This is a genomic window from Citrobacter rodentium NBRC 105723 = DSM 16636 (assembly GCF_021278985.1).
GTDB lineage: Bacteria > Pseudomonadota > Gammaproteobacteria > Enterobacterales > Enterobacteriaceae > Citrobacter_A > Citrobacter_A rodentium.
In genome coordinates this window covers 2,299,423-2,320,282 of the sequence record NZ_CP082833.1, presented here as the reverse complement: position 1 = coordinate 2,320,282, position 20,860 = coordinate 2,299,423, and the positions used below count along the sequence as shown (strand labels likewise).

The 20,860-nt window shown below is 56.4% G+C and carries 18 protein-coding genes, 6 tRNA genes and 1 pseudogene; 16 read left to right on the top strand and 9 right to left on the bottom strand.

All coding sequences use genetic code 11. The features are described from left to right. Nucleotides 1–55: 55 nt before the first annotated feature. The 4 genes from srlD to srlA are packed head-to-tail and all read right to left on the bottom strand — an operon-like array spanning nucleotide 56 to nucleotide 2,751. A complete protein-coding gene (gene srlD, locus K7R23_RS11000) occupies nucleotides 56–835 on the bottom strand; it encodes a sorbitol-6-phosphate dehydrogenase (RefSeq protein WP_012907226.1) in 780 nt (259 codons plus the stop codon). Nucleotides 836–845: 10 nt separating this feature from the next. Continuing rightward, the gene (gene srlB, locus K7R23_RS10995; protein ID WP_012907227.1) at nucleotides 846–1,208 is read right to left on the bottom strand and encodes a PTS glucitol/sorbitol transporter subunit IIA; all 363 of its coding nucleotides are present in this window, start codon (nucleotides 1,206–1,208) and stop codon (nucleotides 846–848) included. An 11-nt stretch (nucleotides 1,209–1,219) separates the two neighbouring features. Next, a complete protein-coding gene (srlE, locus tag K7R23_RS10990) occupies nucleotides 1,220–2,191 on the bottom strand; it encodes a PTS glucitol/sorbitol transporter subunit IIB (RefSeq protein WP_012907228.1) in 972 nt (323 codons plus the stop codon). After that, entirely contained in the window at nucleotides 2,188–2,751 is a 564-nt protein-coding gene (srlA, locus tag K7R23_RS10985) for a PTS glucitol/sorbitol transporter subunit IIC (RefSeq protein ID WP_012907229.1), read from the bottom strand. The genes srlE and srlA overlap by 4 nt, the downstream gene beginning before the upstream one ends. Nucleotides 2,752–3,013: 262 nt before the next feature. On the opposite strand from srlA, the gene mltB reads away from it, so the two are divergent. The 16 genes from mltB to luxS all read left to right on the top strand — a co-directional run bounded on the left by mltB (nucleotide 3,014) and on the right by luxS (nucleotide 14,537). Continuing rightward, complete coding sequence (mltB, locus tag K7R23_RS10980; protein WP_012907230.1) at nucleotides 3,014–4,093, top strand: lytic murein transglycosylase B; 1,080 nt, start codon at nucleotides 3,014–3,016, stop codon at nucleotides 4,091–4,093. A gap of 212 nt (nucleotides 4,094–4,305) precedes the next feature. Continuing rightward, on the top strand, nucleotides 4,306–4,803 hold the full coding sequence (pncC, locus tag K7R23_RS10975; RefSeq protein ID WP_012907231.1) for a nicotinamide-nucleotide amidase: 498 nt from the start codon (nucleotides 4,306–4,308) through the stop codon (nucleotides 4,801–4,803). Between the two features lie 92 nt (nucleotides 4,804–4,895). Then, entirely contained in the window at nucleotides 4,896–5,957 is a 1,062-nt protein-coding gene (gene recA / locus K7R23_RS10970; protein WP_012907232.1) for a recombinase RecA, read from the top strand. Between the two features lie 112 nt (nucleotides 5,958–6,069). Then, a complete protein-coding gene (gene recX / locus K7R23_RS10965) occupies nucleotides 6,070–6,570 on the top strand; it encodes a recombination regulator RecX (RefSeq protein WP_012907233.1) in 501 nt (166 codons plus the stop codon). Nucleotides 6,571–6,777: 207 nt separating this feature from the next. Further along, nucleotides 6,778–9,405, top strand: coding sequence for an alanine--tRNA ligase (gene alaS, locus K7R23_RS10960; protein WP_012907234.1), 2,628 nt, complete (start codon nucleotides 6,778–6,780; stop codon nucleotides 9,403–9,405). 238 nt (nucleotides 9,406–9,643) lie between these two features. Beyond that, the gene (csrA, locus tag K7R23_RS10955; protein ID WP_000906486.1) at nucleotides 9,644–9,829 is read left to right on the top strand and encodes a carbon storage regulator CsrA; all 186 of its coding nucleotides are present in this window, start codon (nucleotides 9,644–9,646) and stop codon (nucleotides 9,827–9,829) included. Nucleotides 9,830–10,138: 309 nt separating this feature from the next. Continuing rightward, nucleotides 10,139–10,231, top strand: a tRNA-Ser gene (locus K7R23_RS10950). A 3-nt stretch (nucleotides 10,232–10,234) separates the two neighbouring features. Beyond that, nucleotides 10,235–10,311, top strand: a tRNA-Arg gene (locus K7R23_RS10945). 61 nt (nucleotides 10,312–10,372) lie between these two features. Beyond that, nucleotides 10,373–10,449: transfer RNA gene (locus K7R23_RS10940), tRNA-Arg, on the top strand. Nucleotides 10,450–10,510: 61 nt separating this feature from the next. Continuing rightward, a tRNA-Arg gene (locus K7R23_RS10935) sits at nucleotides 10,511–10,587 on the top strand. Nucleotides 10,588–10,649: 62 nt separating this feature from the next. Further along, nucleotides 10,650–10,726 (top strand) — tRNA-Arg (locus K7R23_RS10930). 194 nt (nucleotides 10,727–10,920) lie between these two features. Beyond that, a tRNA-Arg gene (locus K7R23_RS10925) sits at nucleotides 10,921–10,997 on the top strand. Nucleotides 10,998–11,248: 251 nt separating this feature from the next. Beyond that, on the top strand, nucleotides 11,249–11,815 hold the full coding sequence (gene yqaB, locus K7R23_RS10920; RefSeq protein ID WP_012907235.1) for a fructose-1-phosphate/6-phosphogluconate phosphatase: 567 nt from the start codon (nucleotides 11,249–11,251) through the stop codon (nucleotides 11,813–11,815). Then, nucleotides 11,812–12,240, top strand: coding sequence for a YqaA family protein (locus K7R23_RS10915; protein ID WP_012907236.1), 429 nt, complete (start codon nucleotides 11,812–11,814; stop codon nucleotides 12,238–12,240). The genes yqaB and K7R23_RS10915 overlap by 4 nt, the downstream gene beginning before the upstream one ends. Nucleotides 12,241–12,316: 76 nt before the next feature. After that, on the top strand, nucleotides 12,317–13,873 hold the full coding sequence (gene gshA, locus K7R23_RS10910; RefSeq protein WP_012907237.1) for a glutamate--cysteine ligase: 1,557 nt from the start codon (nucleotides 12,317–12,319) through the stop codon (nucleotides 13,871–13,873). Nucleotides 13,874–14,021: 148 nt separating this feature from the next. Next, nucleotides 14,022–14,537, top strand: a complete 516-nt coding sequence (gene luxS, locus K7R23_RS10905) for an S-ribosylhomocysteine lyase (protein WP_012907238.1) — start codon at nucleotides 14,022–14,024, stop codon at nucleotides 14,535–14,537. Nucleotides 14,538–14,592: 55 nt separating this feature from the next. On the opposite strand, the gene emrB is transcribed toward luxS, so the two are convergent. The 5 genes and pseudogenes from emrB to proX all read right to left on the bottom strand — a co-directional run bounded on the left by emrB (nucleotide 14,593) and on the right by proX (nucleotide 20,825). Then, nucleotides 14,593–16,131 (bottom strand): multidrug efflux MFS transporter permease subunit EmrB, encoded by a 1,539-nt coding sequence (emrB, locus tag K7R23_RS10900; RefSeq protein WP_012907239.1) that lies wholly within the window; start codon nucleotides 16,129–16,131, stop codon nucleotides 14,593–14,595. Nucleotides 16,132–16,147: 16 nt separating this feature from the next. Beyond that, nucleotides 16,148–17,320: a multidrug efflux MFS transporter periplasmic adaptor subunit EmrA gene (emrA, locus tag K7R23_RS10895; RefSeq protein WP_012907240.1), complete on the bottom strand. Its 1,173-nt coding sequence runs from the start codon at nucleotides 17,318–17,320 to the stop codon at nucleotides 16,148–16,150. Nucleotides 17,321–17,443: 123 nt separating this feature from the next. Continuing rightward, nucleotides 17,444–17,974, bottom strand: a complete 531-nt coding sequence (mprA, locus tag K7R23_RS10890; protein ID WP_012907241.1) for a transcriptional repressor MprA — start codon at nucleotides 17,972–17,974, stop codon at nucleotides 17,444–17,446. Between the two features lie 521 nt (nucleotides 17,975–18,495). After that, nucleotides 18,496–19,680: pseudogene (locus K7R23_RS10885) on the bottom strand (MFS transporter). 149 nt (nucleotides 19,681–19,829) lie between these two features. After that, on the bottom strand, nucleotides 19,830–20,825 hold the full coding sequence (proX, locus tag K7R23_RS10880; protein ID WP_012907243.1) for a glycine betaine/L-proline ABC transporter substrate-binding protein ProX: 996 nt from the start codon (nucleotides 20,823–20,825) through the stop codon (nucleotides 19,830–19,832). Nucleotides 20,826–20,860: the final 35 nt, after the last annotated feature.

Below are 20,860 nucleotides of genomic sequence, written 5' to 3'. Positions count from 1 at the left end.
GCGGGGGTTGTGTAGGCCCGGTAAGCGCGCGCAGCGCCACCGGGCAGGGTCGCTATCAGAACATCACCTGACCGCCGGTTACGTTGATTGACTGGCCGGTACAATACGACGCTCCAGGACTGGCATAGAACAGCAGCATATTCAGCACATCCTGATAATCGCAGCCGCGTCTGAGCGGGACTTTATCAATGTAATACTGCTCCACTTCCTCCGGCTTAATGCCAAGCTTGGTGGCGTACTGCGGCAGCAGCGACTGGAACATCGGCGATTTCAACAGGTTGCCGAGCATCAGCGCGTGTACGGTAATGCCATATTCCGCCAGATCCAGCGCCAGCGACTGGGTTAAACCGACGCCGCCGAACTTGGCGGCGCTGTAGCCGGAATTATGCTTACTGCCCACTTTGCCGGATTTCGAGTTGATCTGAATAATGCGTCCCTGAATGCCATCGCGGATCATCAGACGGGAAAATTCCCGTGCGCAGAGGAAGTAGCCGACCAGATTCACCTGTAATGAACGGTCGAAATCGCCGAGCTGGAAGTCGCTGATAAACGCCGCTTTGGCGATCCCCGCGCTGTAAACCAACAGATCCACCCGGCCAAAGATCTCATCCACGGCGCGGGCGAGGGCGAGAACGCTCTGCTCGCTGGTGGCGTCAGCGCCAAAACCCCAGGCCATGCCTTCGCCAAATTCGGCGTTAATCTCCTGCGCCACCCTGGTGGCTTTATCGCTCTGAATGTCGACAACCGCCACGTGATAGCCTTCTGCTGCAAGCCCACGGCACAGGAACGCCCCCAGGGTCTGTCCTCCGCCAATGACTACGGCAACCTGATTCATTTTTCTCTCCTTAAGCGACAAACTTCAAAATACAGCCCGGCGCGATATCGTCCGGTACGGGCCCCGCAACGTGCACGGTGCCGGGGAATTCCGCTTCGTTCAGTCCGTCGAAGCGCAGGGTGATATGGCCCAGTTCACGTAAATTTTGCTCCGCCACGCTGCCGACGGCGGTTACCGGGTAGCGATGCTGGCCCAGCTCAAACTGCGCGCCGGGCTGTAGCACGCCGTTCAGCTCGCCATGACAGTGGATGAAGCAAAATTCTTCGATATCCGCCGGCGCGCCTTCGCGAAAAGTAATCAGCATCTGGTCGCACAGCGCATCCGGCGCGCTCTGGCCGATACGGGTGATGGTGGTCTGATAAATCACGGTCATCCCGGAACCTCCTATTGATAAATAAAGCCGGAAACAAACCAGGCGATGAGCACCGTTGGCGCGCCGGTCAAAAAGCGGCTCACCAGCACTGACGGCACCCCGACGCGTACCGTGTCCTGACGGGCTTCCGCCAGCGAGAGGCCAACCGGAATAAAGTCGCAGGCCGCCTGGGCGTTGATGGCGAACAGGGCGGGTAGCGCCAGATGCGGCGGAATGTTGCCCAGACCAATCTGCACGCCGATCAGCACCCCAATTACCTGGGCGATAACCGCGCCGGGGCCGAGAAATGGCGACAGCAGCGGGAAAGAGCAGATTAGCGCCAGCGTCACCAGTCCCAGCGGATGGCTGGCCAGCGGCGCCAGACCGTGGGCGATCCAGTCGCCGAGGCCCGATGCCATGATGATGCCGATAAGCGCCGAGACGAACGCCATAAACGGCAGGATGGTTTTCAGCACCGTGTCGATGGTGTCGCGACCGGACTGGAACAGCACCGCTACCGCCGAGCCCATTCCCATCCCAACCTTCGCCAGCAGGCCGTCGCTCTGCTCGGTGATCTTTTTGCTGGCGTCGTAATCGCGCCCGCTCGTTACGCCTGACGGCTGCGGCGCGGCGCTCGCTTCGCCAACTGCGGTGATGTTCTCTTCCTTCACGCCGGAGACATAAATGTCTTCGACAATGTACTGGGCCAGCGGGCCGGATTTCCCCGTTGAGTGAATATTCACCGTCGGAATGCGACGCTTGGGATAGATGCCGCAGCGCAGCGTGCCGCCGCAGTCGATGATCGCCACGCCAATCTCCTCTTCCGGCGGCTCGCCCTCCTTAAAGCCGTCCACGGCCTGCCAGCCGGTAAGGCTGGCCAGTTTGTCGACGATGGCCGGGCGGGTGCCCGCGGTGATATAGACGATTTTCTTGCCTGCGACCACGTCCAGCTCAAGCGGGCCGCCCCAGCCGCCGGTTCCTTTCTCAATACGAATACGCGTCATGATGCTGCTCCTGAAAGATGGACTTTCTGCTCAAGCTGGATGCCCATTTTTTTCTCAAAAATGGCGGTGGTCAGATCGGTGACCCAGCCGCGGAAGAAGTTGGTCACCAGGCCGACCAGCAGATAGCTCACCGCCAGCGGGCCGAGCGGCAGACCGAGCGTGGTCAGGCCGCTGGCGATGCCGAGGTAAACGAACAGTTCGCCGGGGTTGATATGCGGGAACAGGCCGTTCATCGAGTGGCAGCTGTATGAAGCCGCCGCATAGTAGCTGGGCTTGTATTTCTCGGGCATAAAGCGGCCCAGGCTCAGGGTCATCGGGTTACAAAACACAAATGTGCCGATGCACGGTAAAAGCAGGTAGCGCGACAGCGGATTACCGGCGCAGCGCTGGGCAAAGCGTTCAATTCGCTGCTGGCCGATAAAGTTGATCAGCGCGTTCATGATAACCAGCAGGCTAATTAATAGCGGAAGAATGCCGGTCACCATGCCGGTAAACACCTCTCCACCTTTCTGGAACAGCCCGATAAACCACTCTGCTCCATGTGTAATGGCTTCGATCATTGTTCTCTCCTGTAGGGTTTTCTCGTTATCTTGCCAATTGGTGAGTTATTTTAATCAGATCGAAAGATTTAAAAGTGTTATTTTGATCGCAAAATGAAAGTAAAATATTTTATTTTGAAAGATTGCGTGTTTGCGCCAGCGCAATGACGTTGGGGGAAAGCGATACGTAAATTGTGTGAAGGAGAATATCCCGCGCTTCCTTGTACGGCGGGGGATGCTTTACCATACTTCCCTCTGGCTGAATCTGTTTAATGGATGTCTCATGTTCAAGCGTCGTTATCTGGCATTACTCCCTCTTTGCGTGTTACTCGCTGCCTGCAGTAGCAAACCGAAACCCCAGCAGCCTCAAACGACTGCGGGTACGCCGTCAGGCGGCTTCCTGCTGGAGCCTCAGCACAACGTGATGCAGATGGGCGGCGACTTCGCCAATAACCCCAATGCGCAGCAGTTCATCGACAACATGGTGAGTAAGCACGGCTTTGACCGCCAGCAGTTGCAGGAGATCCTCTCGCAGGCGAAACGACTGGACTATGTGCTGCGCCTGATGGACAGGCAGGCGCCGACCACGCAGCCGCCCGCCGGGCCTAACGGCGCATGGCTGCGTTATCGCAAACAGTTCATTACGCCGGATAACGTGCAAAACGGCGTGGCGTTCTGGAACCAGTATGAAGAGGCGCTGAACCGCGCCTGGCAGGTGTATGGCGTACCGCCGGAAATTATCGTCGGCATTATCGGCGTGGAAACCCGCTGGGGGCGCGTGATGGGGAAAACGCGCATTCTGGATGCGCTGGCGACCCTCTCCTTTAACTACCCGCGTCGCGCGGCCTATTTCTCCGGCGAGCTGGAAACTTTTCTGCTGATGGCGCGCAACGAACAGGACGATCCGCTGGATCTGAAAGGGTCGTTCGCGGGCGCGATGGGCTACGGTCAGTTTATGCCGTCGTCTTATAAAGAGTATGCGGTCGATTTCAACGGCGACGGACACATCAATCTGTGGGATCCGGTGGATGCTATCGGCAGCGTGGCGAACTACTTCAAAGCGCACGGCTGGGTGAAAGGCGACGCGGTGGCGGTGATGGCTAACGGCCAGGCGCCGGGGCTGGCGAACGGCTTTAAGACGAAATACAGCGTCTCGCAGCTTGCCGCCGCAGGCTTAACGCCGCAGCAGCCGCTGGGCGATCACCGCGAGGCGAGCCTGCTGCGGCTGGATATCGGCACCGGCTATCAGTACTGGTACGGCCTGCCGAATTTCTATGCGATTACCCGTTATAACCACAGCACGCATTACGCGATGGCGGTCTGGCAGTTAGGGCAGGCGGTGGCGCTGGCGCGGGTCCAGTAAGTTTCTTTGTTGCCGGATGACGATGCCTGGGCATCTTATCCGGCGCTGAAGAGCGTCCTGATTTTGCCGGCCGGATAAGGCAACGCTCCCTTCCGGCATGTGACGTCCGGACGTTTTTTCGGAATGCCCCTCGTAAAATCGTCACCTCATCCCCATCTCTGTCGGGAAAGTGCTATCTTGTCCGGCATGAATTTTAACTGACAGAGGTCGAAATGACTGACAGTGAACTGACGCAGTTAAGCGAGCAGGTCGGGCTGGCGTTAAAAGCGCGCGGCGCGACGGTGACCACCGCGGAATCGTGCACCGGCGGCTGGGTGGCGAAAACGCTTACCGATATAGCCGGCAGCTCCGCCTGGTTTGAACGCGGGTTTGTCACCTACAGTAATGAAGCGAAAACGCAGATGATCGGCGTGCGGGAAGAGACGCTGGCGCAGCATGGCGCGGTCAGCGAACCGGTGGTGGTGGAAATGGCGATCGGCGCGCTGAAAGCCGCGCGCGCGCATTATGCCGTCTCTGTCAGCGGTATCGCCGGGCCGGACGGCGGCAGCGATGAAAAGCCCGTCGGCACCGTCTGGTTCGCGTTCGCCAGCGCGAGCGGAGAGGGGATCACCCGCCGGGAATGCTTCAGCGGCGACCGCGACGCGGTGCGCCGACAGGCCACCCTTTTTGCGCTACAAACGCTGTGGCAACAATTTCTACAAAACACTTGATACTGTATGAGCATACAGTATAATTGCTTCAACAGTACAGAATTCACTATCCGGATAAGCGCAAGCGGAACCCGGCATGACAGGAGTAGTTAATGGCTATCGACGAAAACAAACAGAAAGCGTTGGCGGCAGCACTGGGCCAGATCGAAAAGCAATTCGGTAAAGGCTCCATCATGCGCCTGGGTGAAGACCGCTCCATGGATGTGGAAACCATCTCCACCGGTTCGCTTTCACTGGATATCGCCCTGGGCGCAGGCGGCCTGCCGATGGGCCGTATCGTTGAAATTTACGGTCCGGAATCATCCGGTAAAACTACGCTGACGTTACAGGTGATCGCCGCAGCGCAGCGCGAAGGTAAAACCTGCGCGTTTATCGATGCGGAACATGCGCTGGACCCTGTTTATGCGCGCAAGCTGGGCGTCGATATCGACAACCTGCTCTGCTCACAGCCGGATACCGGCGAGCAGGCGCTGGAAATCTGTGACGCGCTGGCGCGCTCCGGCGCCGTTGACGTTATCGTCGTCGACTCCGTTGCGGCGCTGACGCCGAAAGCGGAGATTGAAGGCGAAATCGGCGACTCTCACATGGGCCTCGCGGCGCGTATGATGAGTCAGGCGATGCGTAAGCTGGCGGGTAACCTGAAGCAGTCCAATACGCTGCTGATCTTCATCAACCAGATCCGTATGAAAATCGGCGTTATGTTCGGTAACCCGGAAACCACTACCGGTGGTAACGCGCTGAAATTCTATGCCTCTGTTCGTCTGGACATCCGTCGTATCGGCGCGGTAAAAGAGGGCGATAACGTGGTGGGTAGCGAAACCCGCGTGAAGGTGGTGAAGAACAAAATCGCCGCGCCGTTTAAACAGGCCGAGTTCCAGATCCTCTATGGTGAAGGGATCAACTTCTATGGCGAACTGGTTGACCTGGGCGTGAAAGAGAAGCTGATCGAGAAAGCGGGCGCATGGTACAGCTATAACGGCGAGAAAATTGGTCAGGGTAAAGCGAATGCCACTACCTGGCTGAAAGAGAACCCGGCTACCGCCAAAGAGATTGAGAAAAAGGTTCGCGAGCTGCTGCTCAACAACCAGGACTCCACGCCGGACTTCTCCGTTGACGACGGTGAAGGCGTGGCGGAAACCAACGAAGATTTTTAATTTTCAGGTAACCGCAAGCCGGATGGCGCAAAGCTGCCGTCCGGCAAGAAGGTAAGTTACAACTCAGGGTCGCTTATGCGGCCCTTTTGCATTTGCTGATTTGAAGGTGGTTATGAGTGAATCAACGCCGCGCCGTTCCGCCAGCGCCCGCCTGCTCGATCGCGCAGTCCGTATTCTGGCGGTGCGCGACCACAGCGAGCAGGAGTTACGGCGTAAGCTGGCGGCACCAGTAATGGGGAAAAACGGCCCGGAAGACATCGGCGCGACGGCGGAAGATATCGAACAGGTCATCGCCTGGTGCTATGAGCACAACTACCTGGACGACTGTCGTTTCGTCGCGCGCTTTATCGCCAGCCGCAGCCGGAAAGGCTACGGTCCGGCGCGTATTCGCCAGGAGCTAAACCAGAAAGGTATTTCCCGCGAATCCGCTGAAAAAGCGATGCGCGAATGTGAGATAGAGTGGCACGTGCTGGCTCGCGAACAGGCAGTTCGCAAGTACGGCGAACCGCTGCCGGTGGTATTTGCAGAAAAGGTAAAAGTACAGCGTTTTTTACTCTACCGCGGCTATCTGATGGAGGATATACAGGAAATATGGCGAAATTTTGACGATTGAGCGCATACGGTATTTTACTTCCCACCAAAGAAAACTTATCTTATTCCCACTTTTTTCCGTCTGGTCGCGGATTGTCCGCAAGGCAATTCGCGTCTACGACGATAATTCCATAGACACAAAGTCAATCAAGCTGCGTCAGGGTGGCAAAAGCAGCCAGCGCAGGGGCGGTTTGATGGATGTAGTGTTGAGCAAGATTTCAGGATAATTATGAGCAAGAGCACCGCTGAGATCCGTCAGGCGTTTCTCGACTTTTTCCATAGTAAGGGACATCAGGTAGTTGCCAGCAGCTCCCTGGTTCCAAACAATGACCCAACTTTGTTGTTTACCAACGCCGGGATGAACCAGTTCAAGGATGTCTTCCTTGGGCTCGACAAGCGTAATTATTCCCGTGCGACCACCTCCCAGCGCTGCGTGCGCGCAGGCGGTAAGCATAACGATCTGGAAAACGTCGGTTACACCGCGCGCCACCATACCTTCTTCGAAATGCTGGGTAACTTCAGCTTCGGCGACTATTTCAAACACGATGCTATCCAGTACGCCTGGGAACTGCTGACCGGTGAAAACTGGTTTGCGCTGCCGAAGGAGCGTCTGTGGGTCACCGTCTACGAAACCGACGATGAAGCCTATGAAATCTGGGAAAAAGAGGTGGGTATCCCGCGCGCGCGTATTATCCGTATCGGCGATAACAAAGGCGCGCCCTATGCCTCCGATAACTTCTGGCAGATGGGTGATACCGGTCCATGCGGCCCGTGCACCGAAATTTTCTACGACCACGGCGACCACGTCTGGGGCGGACCTCCGGGAAGTCCGGAAGAGGACGGCGATCGCTACATTGAGATCTGGAATATCGTCTTTATGCAGTTTAACCGCCAGGCCGATGGCACCATGGAACCGCTGCCGAAGCCGTCCGTGGATACCGGTATGGGGCTGGAGCGTATTGCGGCGGTGCTGCAACACGTTAACTCCAACTATGACATCGACCTGTTCCGCACGCTGATTGACGCGGTGGCGAAGGTAACCGGCGCAACGGATTTGAGCAACAAATCGCTGCGCGTCATTGCGGATCACATCCGTTCCTGCGCCTTCCTCGTCGCCGACGGCGTAGTGCCATCGAACGAAAACCGCGGCTACGTGCTGCGTCGAATCATCCGCCGTGCGGTGCGTCATGGCAACATGCTTGGTGCGAAAGAGGCCTTCTTCTACAAGCTGGTGGGTCCGCTGATTGAAGTAATGGGATCTGCCGGCGAGGAGCTGAAGCGTCAACAGGCGCTGGTTGAGCAGGTACTGAAAACCGAAGAAGAGCAGTTTGCCCGCACGCTGGAGCGTGGGCTGGCGCTGCTGGACGAAGAGCTGGCGAAACTGACCGGCGATACGCTGGATGGCGAAACGGCTTTCCGTCTGTACGATACCTACGGTTTCCCGGTTGACCTGACGGCAGACGTTTGCCGCGAGCGCAACATTAAGGTGGACGAAGCGGGTTTTGAAGCGGCGATGGAAGAGCAGCGTCGCCGTGCGCGCGAAGCCAGCGGTTTTGGCGCGGACTACAACGCGATGATCCGCGTTGACAGCGCCTCTGAATTTAAAGGCTACGAGCACCTTGAGCTGAACGGTAAAGTCACCGCGCTGTTCGTAGACGGTAAAGCGGTTGAGGCGATTAACGCAGGCCAGCAGGCGGTTGTCGTTCTCGATCAGACGCCGTTCTATGCGGAGTCCGGCGGCCAGGTTGGCGATACCGGCGAACTGAAGGGCGCAGGCTTTACCTTCGCGGTTAGCGATACGCAAAAATATGGTCAGGCGATTGGTCATATCGGCACACTGTCTGCGGGTTCTCTGAAAGTGGGCGATGCGGTACAGGCCGACGTTGATGAAGCGCGTCGTGCGCGTATCCGTCTCAATCACTCCGCAACGCACCTGATGCACGCGGCGCTGCGCCAGGTACTGGGCACGCACGTGGCGCAGAAAGGTTCGCTGGTCAATGACAAGCTGCTGCGTTTTGACTTCTCCCATAACGAAGCGATGAAGCCGTCTGAAATCCGCGCGGTTGAAGACCTGGTGAACGCGCAGATTCGCCGTAACCTGCCGGTTGAAACCAACGTGATGGATCTGGAAGCGGCCAAAGCCAAAGGCGCGATGGCGCTGTTCGGCGAAAAATATGACGAGCGCGTTCGCGTACTGAGCATGGGCGATTTCTCTACCGAACTGTGCGGCGGTACACACGCCAGCCGTACCGGGGATATCGGCCTGTTCCGTATCATTTCCGAGTCCGGCACGGCGGCAGGCGTTCGTCGTATTGAAGCGGTAACCGGAGAGGGCGCGATGGCTACCGTCCATGCGCAAAGCGACCGTTTAAACGAGATTGCGCATCTGCTGAAGGGCGACAGCCAGAATCTGGGCGACAAAGTGCGCTCCGTGCTGGAACGTACCCGTCAACTTGAGAAAGAGCTTCAGCAGCTGAAAGAACAGGCCGCGGCGCAGGAAAGTGCGAATCTTTCCAGCAAAGCGGTGGATATCAACGGCGTTAAGCTGTTGGTCAGCGAGCTTGCTGGCGTTGAGCCGAAAATGCTGCGAACCATGGTTGATGACCTTAAAAATCAGCTGGGTTCCACCATTATCGTGCTGGCGACAGTGGCCGAAGGGAAAGTTTCTCTGATTGCCGGCGTGTCTAAGGACGTGACAGACCGTGTCAAAGCAGGGGAACTGGTCGGTATGGTCGCTCAGCAGGTGGGCGGCAAGGGTGGCGGTCGTCCGGACATGGCGCAAGCCGGTGGTACGGATGCGGCTGCTCTGCCAGCAGCGTTAGCCAGTGTAGAAGCCTGGGTCAGCGCAAAACTGTAATAACTATAAGCGTTAGCCAGCGCCGCGGATTATCCTCCGCGGCGTTCGTCTCAACGTTGTCGACAATGATAAAGTCAGGTTGAATTGTGTATATCGGCTAAACTTAGGTTTAACAGAATGTGATGCCGTGACTGCTTACATGTAAAGTGTTTGTCATCGCTTACTTTTTGGCGTTATATGATGGATAATGCCGGGATACAGAGAGACCCGACTCTTTTAATCTTTCAAGGAGCAAAGAATGCTGATTCTGACTCGTCGAGTTGGTGAGACCCTCATGATTGGTGATGAGGTCACCGTGACAGTTTTAGGGGTGAAGGGCAACCAGGTACGCATCGGCGTAAACGCCCCGAAAGAAGTCTCTGTCCATCGTGAAGAGATCTACCAGCGTATCCAGGCTGAAAAATCCCAGCAGTCCAGTTACTAAGGTTTTCGCGTCTCACCGGGATGGTGAGACGCCACCTGCTTTCCCTGTCTTCCCCCGCCTTTCTTGCTTTTCTTTTTCCAGCCCCACTCTGCGCTATGACAAGCGTGTCGGTCAGGGCAATTTTGCGCTAAATTATCTGTTGATAAAACACTCTTTTTGCCGTTTTTGCAGACTAATTGAGCGTGAAGTGTGCAAACGATAAAAGCGCAGGAAAAATTGTTTGACTTATAAGTCTCAGAAAGTAATATGTGCGCCACGCAGCGACGATGAGCAGAAACAAGTTCTTCGAAGCACTCGTAAGAGGCGTGTGGTGAGGTGGCCGAGAGGCTGAAGGCGCTCCCCTGCTAAGGGAGTATGCGGTCAAAAGCTGCATCCGGGGTTCGAATCCCCGCCTCACCGCCATTTGCATCCGTAGCTCAGCTGGATAGAGTACTCGGCTACGAACCGAGCGGTCGGAGGTTCGAATCCTCCCGGATGCACCATCTTACTTAAGTATGGCGTCAGCGCGATACTTGATATCAGCAGTAAAGCAGTAATTCCGATGCATCCGTAGCTCAGCTGGATAGAGTACTCGGCTACGAACCGAGCGGTCGGAGGTTCGAATCCTCCCGGATGCACCATCTTACTTAAGTATGGCGTCAGCGCGATACTTGATATCAGCAGTAAAGCAGTAATTCCGATGCATCCGTAGCTCAGCTGGATAGAGTACTCGGCTACGAACCGAGCGGTCGGAGGTTCGAATCCTCCCGGATGCACCATCTGTTACTCAGTATGGCGTCAGCGCGATACTTGATATCAGCAGTAAATCAGCAATTCCGATGCATCCGTAGCTCAGCTGGATAGAGTACTCGGCTACGAACCGAGCGGTCGGAGGTTCGAATCCTCCCGGATGCACCATCTTCTCCGAAATAACAGAAAGCTTGTTGTTTCATGGCTTGCCGGATTTATCGCAGGCACCAGGGAGGATAACGTTGCTTTTGCAACGGCCCGCAGGGCGAGGCGTAGCCGAGTCATCCTCCCGGATGCACCATCTCTTATTCAGTATGGCGTAAGTGCGATACTTGATATCAGCAGTAATCAGCAATTCCGATGCATCCGTAGCTCAGCTGGATAGAGTACTCGGCTACGAACCGAGCGGTCGGAGGTTCGAATCCTCCCGGATGCACCATCTTTCTCCGAAATAACAGAAAGCTTATTGTTTCGTGGCTTGCAGGCTTTATCGCAGGCACCAGGGAGGATAACGTTGCTTTCGCAACGGCCCGCAGGGCGAGGCGTAGCCGAGTCATCCTCCCGGATGCACCATATACTTCCTGTTCCTGTTTCATTCTTCTCCCTGAACAAACCTCATTTTCGCCGTCAGCGACAAAATCAATCCTTTACGATAAAATAACGACTGGTTTTTCGGTTTGCGAGAACACAATGTACGATCGTTATGCGGGTCTGATTTTCGATATGGACGGCACCATTCTGGATACTGAGCCTACGCACCGTAAGGCGTGGGACGAAGTATTAGGGCGTTATGGCATGCGTTTCGACCATCAGGCGATCATCGCGCTGAACGGTTCTCCCACCTGGCGCATCGCGCAGGCGATCATTGAGCTGAACCAGGCCGATCTTGACCCGTACGCGCTGGCGGAAGAAAAAACCGTGGCGGTAAAAAGTATGTTGCTCGATAGCGTTGAACCGCTGCCGCTCGTCGAGGTGGTCAGGGCATGGTATGGCCGTCGCCCGATGTCCGTCGGGACGGGCAGTGAAAGCGTGGTGGCGGAAGCATTGCTCAACCACCTGGGGCTGCGTCGCTATTTCGACGCCGTCGTCGCCGCCGATCATGTCCGGCACCATAAACCCGCGCCAGATACCTTCCTGCTTTGCGCACAACGCATGGGCGTGCCGCCGGCGCGGTGCGTGGTGTTCGAAGACGCCGATTTCGGCATACAGGCCGCGCGCGCCGCCGGTATGGACGCCGTGGACGTTCGTCTGCTGTGAGTGACGGACTGTCGCTCATCTCTCTGTTCGCCAGTAGTTTTCTCAGCGCGACGCTATTGCCCGGCAACTCTGAGGTCGTTCTGGTTGCCATGCTGCTCGCCGGGGTCAGTCAACCCTGGGTCTTGGTCTTAACAGCAACAATGGGTAATAGCCTTGGAGGGTTAACTAACGTTATCCTTGGACGTTTCTTCCCGTTACGCAAAACATCGCGCTGGCAGGAGAAAGCGACGGGCTGGCTTAAGCGTTATGGCGCGGTCGCACTATTATTAAGCTGGATGCCGGTAGTGGGCGATTTGCTGTGTCTGTTAGCGGGATGGATGCGTCTCGCGTGGGAACCGGTGCTCTTTTTTTTATGCCTTGGCAAAGCGCTGCGCTATATTGTCGTCGCGGCTGCAACCATTCAGGGCTCTTTATGGTGGCACTAATTGTGCCTGGAATAGCCTTCAGGGCAACCACTACAATTATGCTAATTAAAACGATTTTGACAGGCGGGAGGTCGATTTGATCCCGGACGTATCACAGGCGCTGGCCTGGCTGGAAAAACATCCTCAGGCGCTTAAGGGGATTCAGCGCGGGCTGGAGCGCGAAACACTGCGGGTAAATGCCGATGGCACCCTGGCAACAACAGGGCACCCGGAAGCCTTAGGTTCGGCGTTGACGCATAAATGGATCACCACGGATTTTGCCGAAGCGTTGCTGGAATTTATCACCCCGGTAGACGGGGAGATATCGCATATGCTGACGTTCATGCGCGACCTGCATCGCTATACCGCCAGAAAGCTTGGCGATGAACGCATGTGGCCGCTGAGTATGCCGTGCTACATCGCGGAAGGGCAGGAGATTGAGCTGGCGCAATACGGCACCTCTAACGTGGGCCGTATGAAGACGCTATACCGCGAAGGGTTGAAAAACCGCTATGGCGCGTTGATGCAAACCATCTCCGGCGTACACTACAATTTCTCGCTGCCGATGGCGTTCTGGCAGGCGAAGTGCGGCGAGATGGACGCTGAGGCGGCGAAAGAGAAAATCTCTGCCGGTTATTTTCGTCTGATCCGTAACTATTATCGCTTTGGCTGGGTCATTCCGTACCTGTTCGGCGCGTCACCGGCGATTTGTTCCTCTTTCCTGCAGGGCAAGCCGACCGCGTTGCCGTTTGAGAAAACCGACTGCGGTATGTATTACCTGCCTTATGCCACTTCGCTGCGCCTCAGCGATCTGGGTTATACCAATAAGTCGCAAAGCAATCTCGGTATTACGTTTAACGATCTGCATGAATATGTGGCAGGATTGAAGCGGGCGATCAAAACGCCGTCTGAAGAGTACGCGGCGATCGGTCTGGAAAAAGAGGGCAAGCGTCTGCAAATCAACAGCAACGTTTTGCAGATTGAAAACGAGCTGTACGCGCCGATTCGACCGAAGCGCGTTACCCGCAGCGGCGAGTCGCCTTCAGACGCGCTGCTGCGCGGCGGCATTGAATATATTGAAGTGCGCTCGCTGGACATTAACCCGTTCTCGCCAATTGGTGTGGATGAACAACAGGTACGTTTCCTCGATCTGTTTATGGTCTGGTGCGCGCTGGCTGACGCACCGGAGATGAGCAGCGGCGAACTGCTGTGTACGCGCGCCAACTGGAACCGGGTGATCCTGGAAGGCCGTAAACCGGGCCTGACGCTGGGCATCGGCTGTGAAACCGCGCAGTTCCCGCTGACCAAAGTGGGTAAAGATCTGTTCCGCGATCTCAGACGCGTGGCGCAAACGCTGGACAGCATTCACGGCGGAGAGGATTATCAGAAGGTGTGCGACGAACTGGTCGCCTGCTTTGACGATCCGGAACTGACGTTCTCAGCGCGTATTTTGCGATCGATGATCGATTCCGGCATTGGCGGAACGGGCAAAGCCCTGGGCGAAGCCTGGCGCAATCTGCTGCGTGAAGAACCGCTGGAAATTTTGCAGGAAGAAGACTTTATCGCCGAGCGCGACGCTTCGATACAGCGTCAGCGTGAGGTGGAGGCGGCGGACCGCGAGCCGTTTGAGCGCTGGCTGGAAAAACAGGCCTGACAGAAAAGAAAAAGGCCACTCGGGAGTGGCCAAAATTTCATCTCTGAAATCAGGGATGATGATAACAAATGCGCGTCTTTCATATACTCAGACTCGCCCCGGAACAAAGAGTTCAGTTTATTTTTAAAAAAATATCGGAGGTGGCTAAATGCCGTTGTTAGATAGCTTCACAGTCGATCATACACGGATGGAAGCACCTGCCGTCCGCGTCGCGAAAACGATGAACACCCCGCATGGCGACGCGATTACCGTGTTTGACCTGCGTTTCTGCATTCCAAATAAAGAGGTGATGCCGGAGAAAGGGATTCACACGCTGGAGCATCTGTTTGCAGGCTTTATGCGCAACCACCTCAATGGTAACGGCGTTGAGATTATCGATATCTCGCCGATGGGCTGCCGTACCGGTTTCTATATGAGTCTGATCGGTACGCCTGACGAACAGCGCGTGGCGGATGCGTGGAAAGCGGCAATGGCCGACGTGCTGAAAGTCCAGGATCAGAGTCAGATCCCGGAGCTTAACGTTTACCAGTGCGGAACTTACCAGATGCACTCTCTGAGCGAAGCGCAGGAGATCGCCCGTCATATTCTGGAACGCGATGTTCGCGTCAACAGCAACGACGAGCTGGCGCTGCCGAAAGAGAAATTGCAGGAGCTGCATATCTAGTAGCGCTGCCGCTATCCGGCACAAAAAAGCCAGTTCATCTGAACTGGCTTTTTTATTAATGCGCGCCGCCTCCACCACCGCCAGCGCCAAACGGCGGTTTGGCGAACCAGACAAGGCCAAGCAGTACCAGGAAAACCCCCGCCGACATCCAGAAAATCTCGTTGGCGGAGATAATCAGTCCCTGGTTGGTGATCTGCTGGGCGATCCAGCCTGACGCCTGCTGCTGCGTCATGCCGAGTCCCTGAAGCTGATCGTATATCGCCTGGGCGTTCGGATTATAGGGGGTCACCGATTCGGTGAGCTGCGCATGGTGCATCGATTCCCGGTTGGTCCACATGGTGGTGGTGATCGAGGTGCCGATAGAGCCTGCCAGCGTTCGCGTAAAGTTCGACAGGCTTGACGCCGCCGCCAGACGCTCGGGCGGTAAACCTGACAGCGTAATGGTGGTCAGCGGCATAAAGAAGCAGGCCACCGCGAAGCCCTGGATAAACTGCGGCCAGGCCGAGGCGCCGAAGTCCATTCCAGGCTCAAAGGTGTAAGCGCGCCAGTAAAAGCAGACGGCGTACATAATAAAGCTGAACGTCACCAGCCTGCGCATATCCAGCTTATGCGCAAAGCGGCCGATAATCGGCGACAGGATCACCGGGATCACCCCAACCGGCGCGGAGGCCAGCCCCGCCCACGTCGCGGTATAGCCGTAAACCTCCTGCAAGAGCTGCGGCAGCAGAACAATCGCGCCGAAGTAAAGCATATAGGCGAGGCTGATACACAAACAGCCGATGGTGAAGTTTCGCGACTTAAATAGCGAGAGATCGACAATTGGGTTATCGTCGGTCAGCTCCCAGACAATCAGGAAGCTGATGGCGATCACCGCGACCACCGTCAGAATAATAATCTCCTGCGAGGCGAACCAGTCCAGCTCTTTCCCGCGATCGAGCATAATCTGCAGGCTGCCGATACCGACAACCAGCAGCGCCAGACCGATAGCGTCAATCCGCCGCCGTTCGGTACGGGTTTCGCGACCGCGCAGGGTTTGCAGGGTCATCAATACGACCGCAATGCCGATCGGCACGTTGATAAAGAAGATCCAGCCCCAGTGGTAGTTATCGCTGATATAACCGCCCAGAATCGGGCCGCAAATCGGCGCGACGATCACCGTCATCGACCACAGCGCCAGCGCGATAGAGCGTTTTGCGGGCGGATAGTTATTCAGCAGCAGACTCTGGGAAAGCGGAATCAGCGGCCCGGCGACGATCCCCTGCACCACGCGGAAGAAGATCAGCATGTTCAGGCTGCTGGAGACGCCGCACGCCCATGAGGCGATGGCAAACGCCACCGTAGACCACATGAACAGCTTCACTTCCCCGACGCGCTTCGCCAGCCAGCCGGTAATCGGAATCGAGATGGCGTTCGCCACCCCGAAGGAGGTGATTACCCACGTTCCCTGGCTCAATGAGGAGCCAAGATTCCCGGCGATGGTCGGGATCGCCACGTTAGCAATGGTGGAGTCCAGCACCTGCATGAATGTCGCCAGCGACAGCGCAATCGTCATAATGACGAGCTGCGCGCCCTCCAGCGGTTTTTGCTGTTGCATCACACGCCCCTCGGAATTAGCCAGCGTTGGCCTGCACAGTCTCTTCGATCAGCTTATTGACCGGCGCAAGGTCGATTTCACGGGCGTTACTTTCCGCGACCGGCGTGCTGCGAACCTGACTTGCCAGCACCTGGCCGTCGCGGTTGGTCGTATCGACGGTGACAAGCGTGGATAAGCCAATACGCAGCGGATGCTGCGCCAGCTGTTGCGCATCGAGTTCGATACGCACCGGCAGACGCTGAACCACTTTGATCCAGTTACCGGTGGCGTTCTGCGCGGGCAGCAGAGAGAAAGCGCTGCCAGTCCCCATATCCAGACCGACCACTTTACCGGTGTACTTGACGTCATCGCCGTAAATATCGCTGACCACCGTGGCAGGCTGGCCGATACGCATATTCGCCAGCTGCGTCTCTTTAAAGTTCGCATCCACCCACAGATTGGTTGCCGGGACGACGGCCATCAGCGGCGTTGAGGGGCTTATCTGCGCGCCGGGCTGAACGGCGCGGCGGGAGACGTAGCCGGTCATCGGACTGACGATTTTGGTACGCTCCAGCGCCAGCCAGGCGTTACGCACTTCGGTCGCGGCCTGTTGGACAGCGGGCTGATCTTCCAGCTTGCTGTTGAGAATCATCGCCTGATTGGCGTTGTATTGCTGGACAGCGACGTCGAGCTGCGCCTGGGCGCGGGTTACGGCATCGCGGGCATGTTGCAGTTCTTCGCGACCAATCAGATTGGCGCTGCCGAGCGGCACGCGGCGGTTAAGATCGCTTTGCGCCTGCGCGAGGGCGGTTTTCTGCACCGCAATATTGGCCTGCAGCTGTTTGCTGTTGATCATTAACTGATGGGTCTGGCGTACGCTGGACGCCAGCGCGGTCTTCGCTTTTTCGAATGCCTGCTTCGCATCCGTCTGGTCGAGCGTCACGAGGACGTCGCCCTGTTTGACGAAGTCGGTATTATCCGCCCAGACTTTGGTGACGCTGCCGGATACCTGCGCCATAATCTGAACCTGGTTCCCTGCCACGTACGCATCATCCGTCTCTTCGTGATGACGCAGTACTAAAAACCAATAGATGCCATATGCCACGGCAATGATAATAAAGAGCAAGGTCAGCAGAATCAGCGCACTTTTACGTTTGCCTTTCTTTTTAACCGGTTGCTGCGGGGTGTGGGTCTCCGCATTTGCGCTCATGTTGTTCTCCACGATTTTATTTTTTGTCGGCCGGGCCGAGCTGTTTATCAGAAAGGCCAGCACGTGTGGATGCTGGCCAGTCAGTTTTCTTTGTTAATCTGGATTATTGAGCGAGTCGACGCGTTAGCTCAGCGCCTCAAGAATGGCGCCATCCTGGTCCATCTGATCGAGACGCGTCAGAAGCTTACGGGTGATGTGCTCAAGTTGATCTTTTTCCGCGACGCTGAGGGCCGACCAGAGCTGATGCAGACAGTTATGCTGCGGCGGTAAGACTTCGCGCAGAAAAGCATGGCCTTTATCGGTCAACTGCAGATGCAGGCAACGGCGATCGTTGTCGCTTTCACGGCGCTCAATCCAGCCGCGCTTTTCCAGCTCATCCGCAATACGCGTTGCGTTAGTACGGGAGGAACCCAGCGCGCAGCTCAGTTCAGAGGGCTGAATGCTATGGTTTTCCTGAGACTCCAGCGTAATCAACGCCATAAACAACGTCTCGTTAATCCCTTGAGCCTTCAGCATTTTATTGCGGTTGTCCAGCAGCTTGCCCTGCATATGCATGCAGAGACGGGTGAGCAAAATTTCCTGATACGGAAAGTCTTCGTGGCGGCTGGCGCGAAATTTTAGCATTTGTTCAATGGGCGTAAACGAACTATCCATTTGGCATGACCTCATTAATTTCAGCCGATATAGTAACGACGGTGACAAATAAAGTAAATGTATTAATAAACGAAAATGATTCTTTATGGTTATAAAATCACCAGCATCTCCCTGGTGAATCTGTGGCTCAGGGCACCCGACAATGCGGGTACGAAAATGCGCTGCGCAACCTGCATAATGCTGATGAGAGTAACGGCAAGAAAGGAAGGGATAACGGGCTGACAGGAGAGCGAGCGGAAAAGAACAGGTGTTCGAGGGGACGAAATCCCCGATGAAGGAGAGTCAGGCCACAGGTAACCGTTACGGTCAGGCAACTGATGACGATGGCGACGCTGTCGGTCAATTTTTCCGTGAACAATGCCCGGAAAGTTGCGAACAGAGGTAAAAGGCTTTCCATAAAATTTAGCGCGTTATCACCCATGTTAAAATAACCAGGAGAAATGATTACCATAACCTTAACAGACTGGGGGGCTCCTTAACACCCTAAGGAGCCTAAACAGAGGTAAACGCTTGCTAACCGCTTAATTTGCAGCTTCCAGGCGGTGAAAACCTCGCCACCAGACCAGCAGGTTAAGCACTGCAACCGTTGTTCCCGCCAGACAGACTCCCGTTCAGCCAGCATGTTGCCACGCTGAGGCTGAAATTAACGAACCTGCGGCGCCGCCAATAAAATAGCTGGTCATATAGCCTGCGGTGAGACGGTTACGGGCGTCTGGATGCAGGCGGTAAATCACCGTCTGGTTAGTGATGTGCACGCCCTGAACCGTCAGATCCAGCGCCAGGATGCCGACGATCAGCGCCAGCACCGACGCTTGTCCCAGCCAGATCGCCAGCCAGGAGAGTAAAAGAAGCGCAAGTCCCCAGCTGGTCGTGAGATGAGCGTGCCCTTTGTCCGCCAGACCGCCCGCCGGACGCGCGCCGAACGCCCCGGCGGCGCCAGCCAGACCAAACAGGCCGATGATACCTTCGGAGTAGCTGAAGGGCGGAGCCGCCAGCAAAAAGGCCATTGAGGTCCAGAGAATACTGAAGTTGGCAAACGTCAGACAGCCCAGCAGCGCGCGGGTGCGCAGCAATTTATCGTGGGTGAATAAGCGAAATACCGAACCGAGCAGCTGCGGATAGTTCAGATGCGTTTCTGGTTTCACTTTCGGCAGACCGCGCCACAGGGCGATGGCCATTAGCGCCATTAATAGCGAGGCGACCCAGAAAACGGTGCGCCAGCCGCCAAGGCCGGCGAGCAAGCCCGCCACCGTACGCGCCAGCAGGATCCCCAGCAGCAGCCCGCTCATAATAGTGCCGACCACCTTACCGCGCTTATCCGGCGTGGCGAGGGTCGCCGCCAGCGGCACCAGAATCTGGGCGACGACGGAGAACAGGCCGGTCAGCGCGGTGCCGAGAAGCATCATTGTCAGCGACTGGCTGCTGGCGGTGATCAGCATGCCGCCAGCAGCCAGCAGGGTCATCAGGACAATAAGCGCCCGGCGCTCAAACATATCGCCAAGCGGCACCAGCAACAGCAGCCCCGCGGCATAGCCTGTCTGAGCGGCCGTGACGATAAATCCCGCAGCGCTGGCGGAAAGGGAGAAGTTATTGGCGATGGTGTCGAGCAGCGGCTGCGCGTAATAGTTGCTGGCGACCGCCAGTCCGGTTGCCACAGACATCAGCATTGTCAGCGCCGGGCTAAGCCCGTGAGAGGTTTTTGTCATTATATTTGCAATCGTGATTCAGGTGATGATTTCCAGGGGAATCAATAATAGCGGATGTTTATGGTATTGGGTGAGGGGCCGTGTGATGGATTGTGCGCAAGGAAAAAGGCCGGACGGGGCGTGGCGTCCCCCTCCGGCGTTAAAGGCAATTATTTCTGCGCGGCCAGCGCCTCTTTCACCCAGCCGTCAAACTGCTGCTGGTGGGCTTTGATCCAGCCGTCAACGTGCCCCTGCACGTCGGCTTCAGAGGCTTTGCCTGCGTGCATCATCGCATTCTGCGCGTTGATATCGGCCAGCGGCAGTTTCATGATGGCGAACAGTTTCGCTGCCGCCGGGTTTTTCTCCGCCCAGGCTTTATTGGCCACAATGTGCATGGTATTCACCGGGAAGCCGTAGTTCGCGCCGTTCGGCAGGCTGGTATCAATATCCTTCTGCTCGCCCGGCAGGGAAGAGAACGGCACCTGTAACCAGACCACATCTTTACCCGGCTTCATCACGTCGCTCACCCAGTATGGCGTCCAGGTGTAGTACAGAATCGGCTTGCCTTCTTTAAAACGGGTGATGGTGTCGGCCATCATCGCCGCGTAGTTACCGTGGCTGACCTCAACGGTTTTTTGCAGATCGAAGGCTTTATTCTGATGGTTAATCACCGCTTCACAGCCCCAGCCCGGCGAGCAGCCCATCATGTCGGCTTTGCCGTCGCCGTTGGTGTCAAAAATTTTGGCGATGTTGGGATCTTTCAGCTGCGCGATATTGGTGATGTTGTACTGTTCGGCGGTTTTTTTATCGATCAAATATCCCTGCGCCGCGCCGTTCACAAAAGTTCCTTCGCGGTAAAACTTGTTGTCTCCGCCCGCGGCGGCGTACATATCGTCATGCAGCGGCTGCCAGTTCACCGCGGTGAAGGTGGCGTCGCCAGAAGCGATAGAGGTATAGCCGACGTTGTAATCGACTTCGCTGGGTTTATTGACCGTGTAACCCAGCTTTTCCAGCGCCCGGCTGACCAGCAGCATCTGGAAGGTTTCTTCGGTGATGGTGCTCTGTACCGGCTGAACGGTAATGCCTTTACCCGGCAGGTCGGCAGCGAATGCGCTGGTGGCGACAAGGGTGGCAAACGCTGTGGTTATGAGGAATTTCTGTCGCATCGTTGTTCCTTTAATTACAGAGGGATGTCATCGGC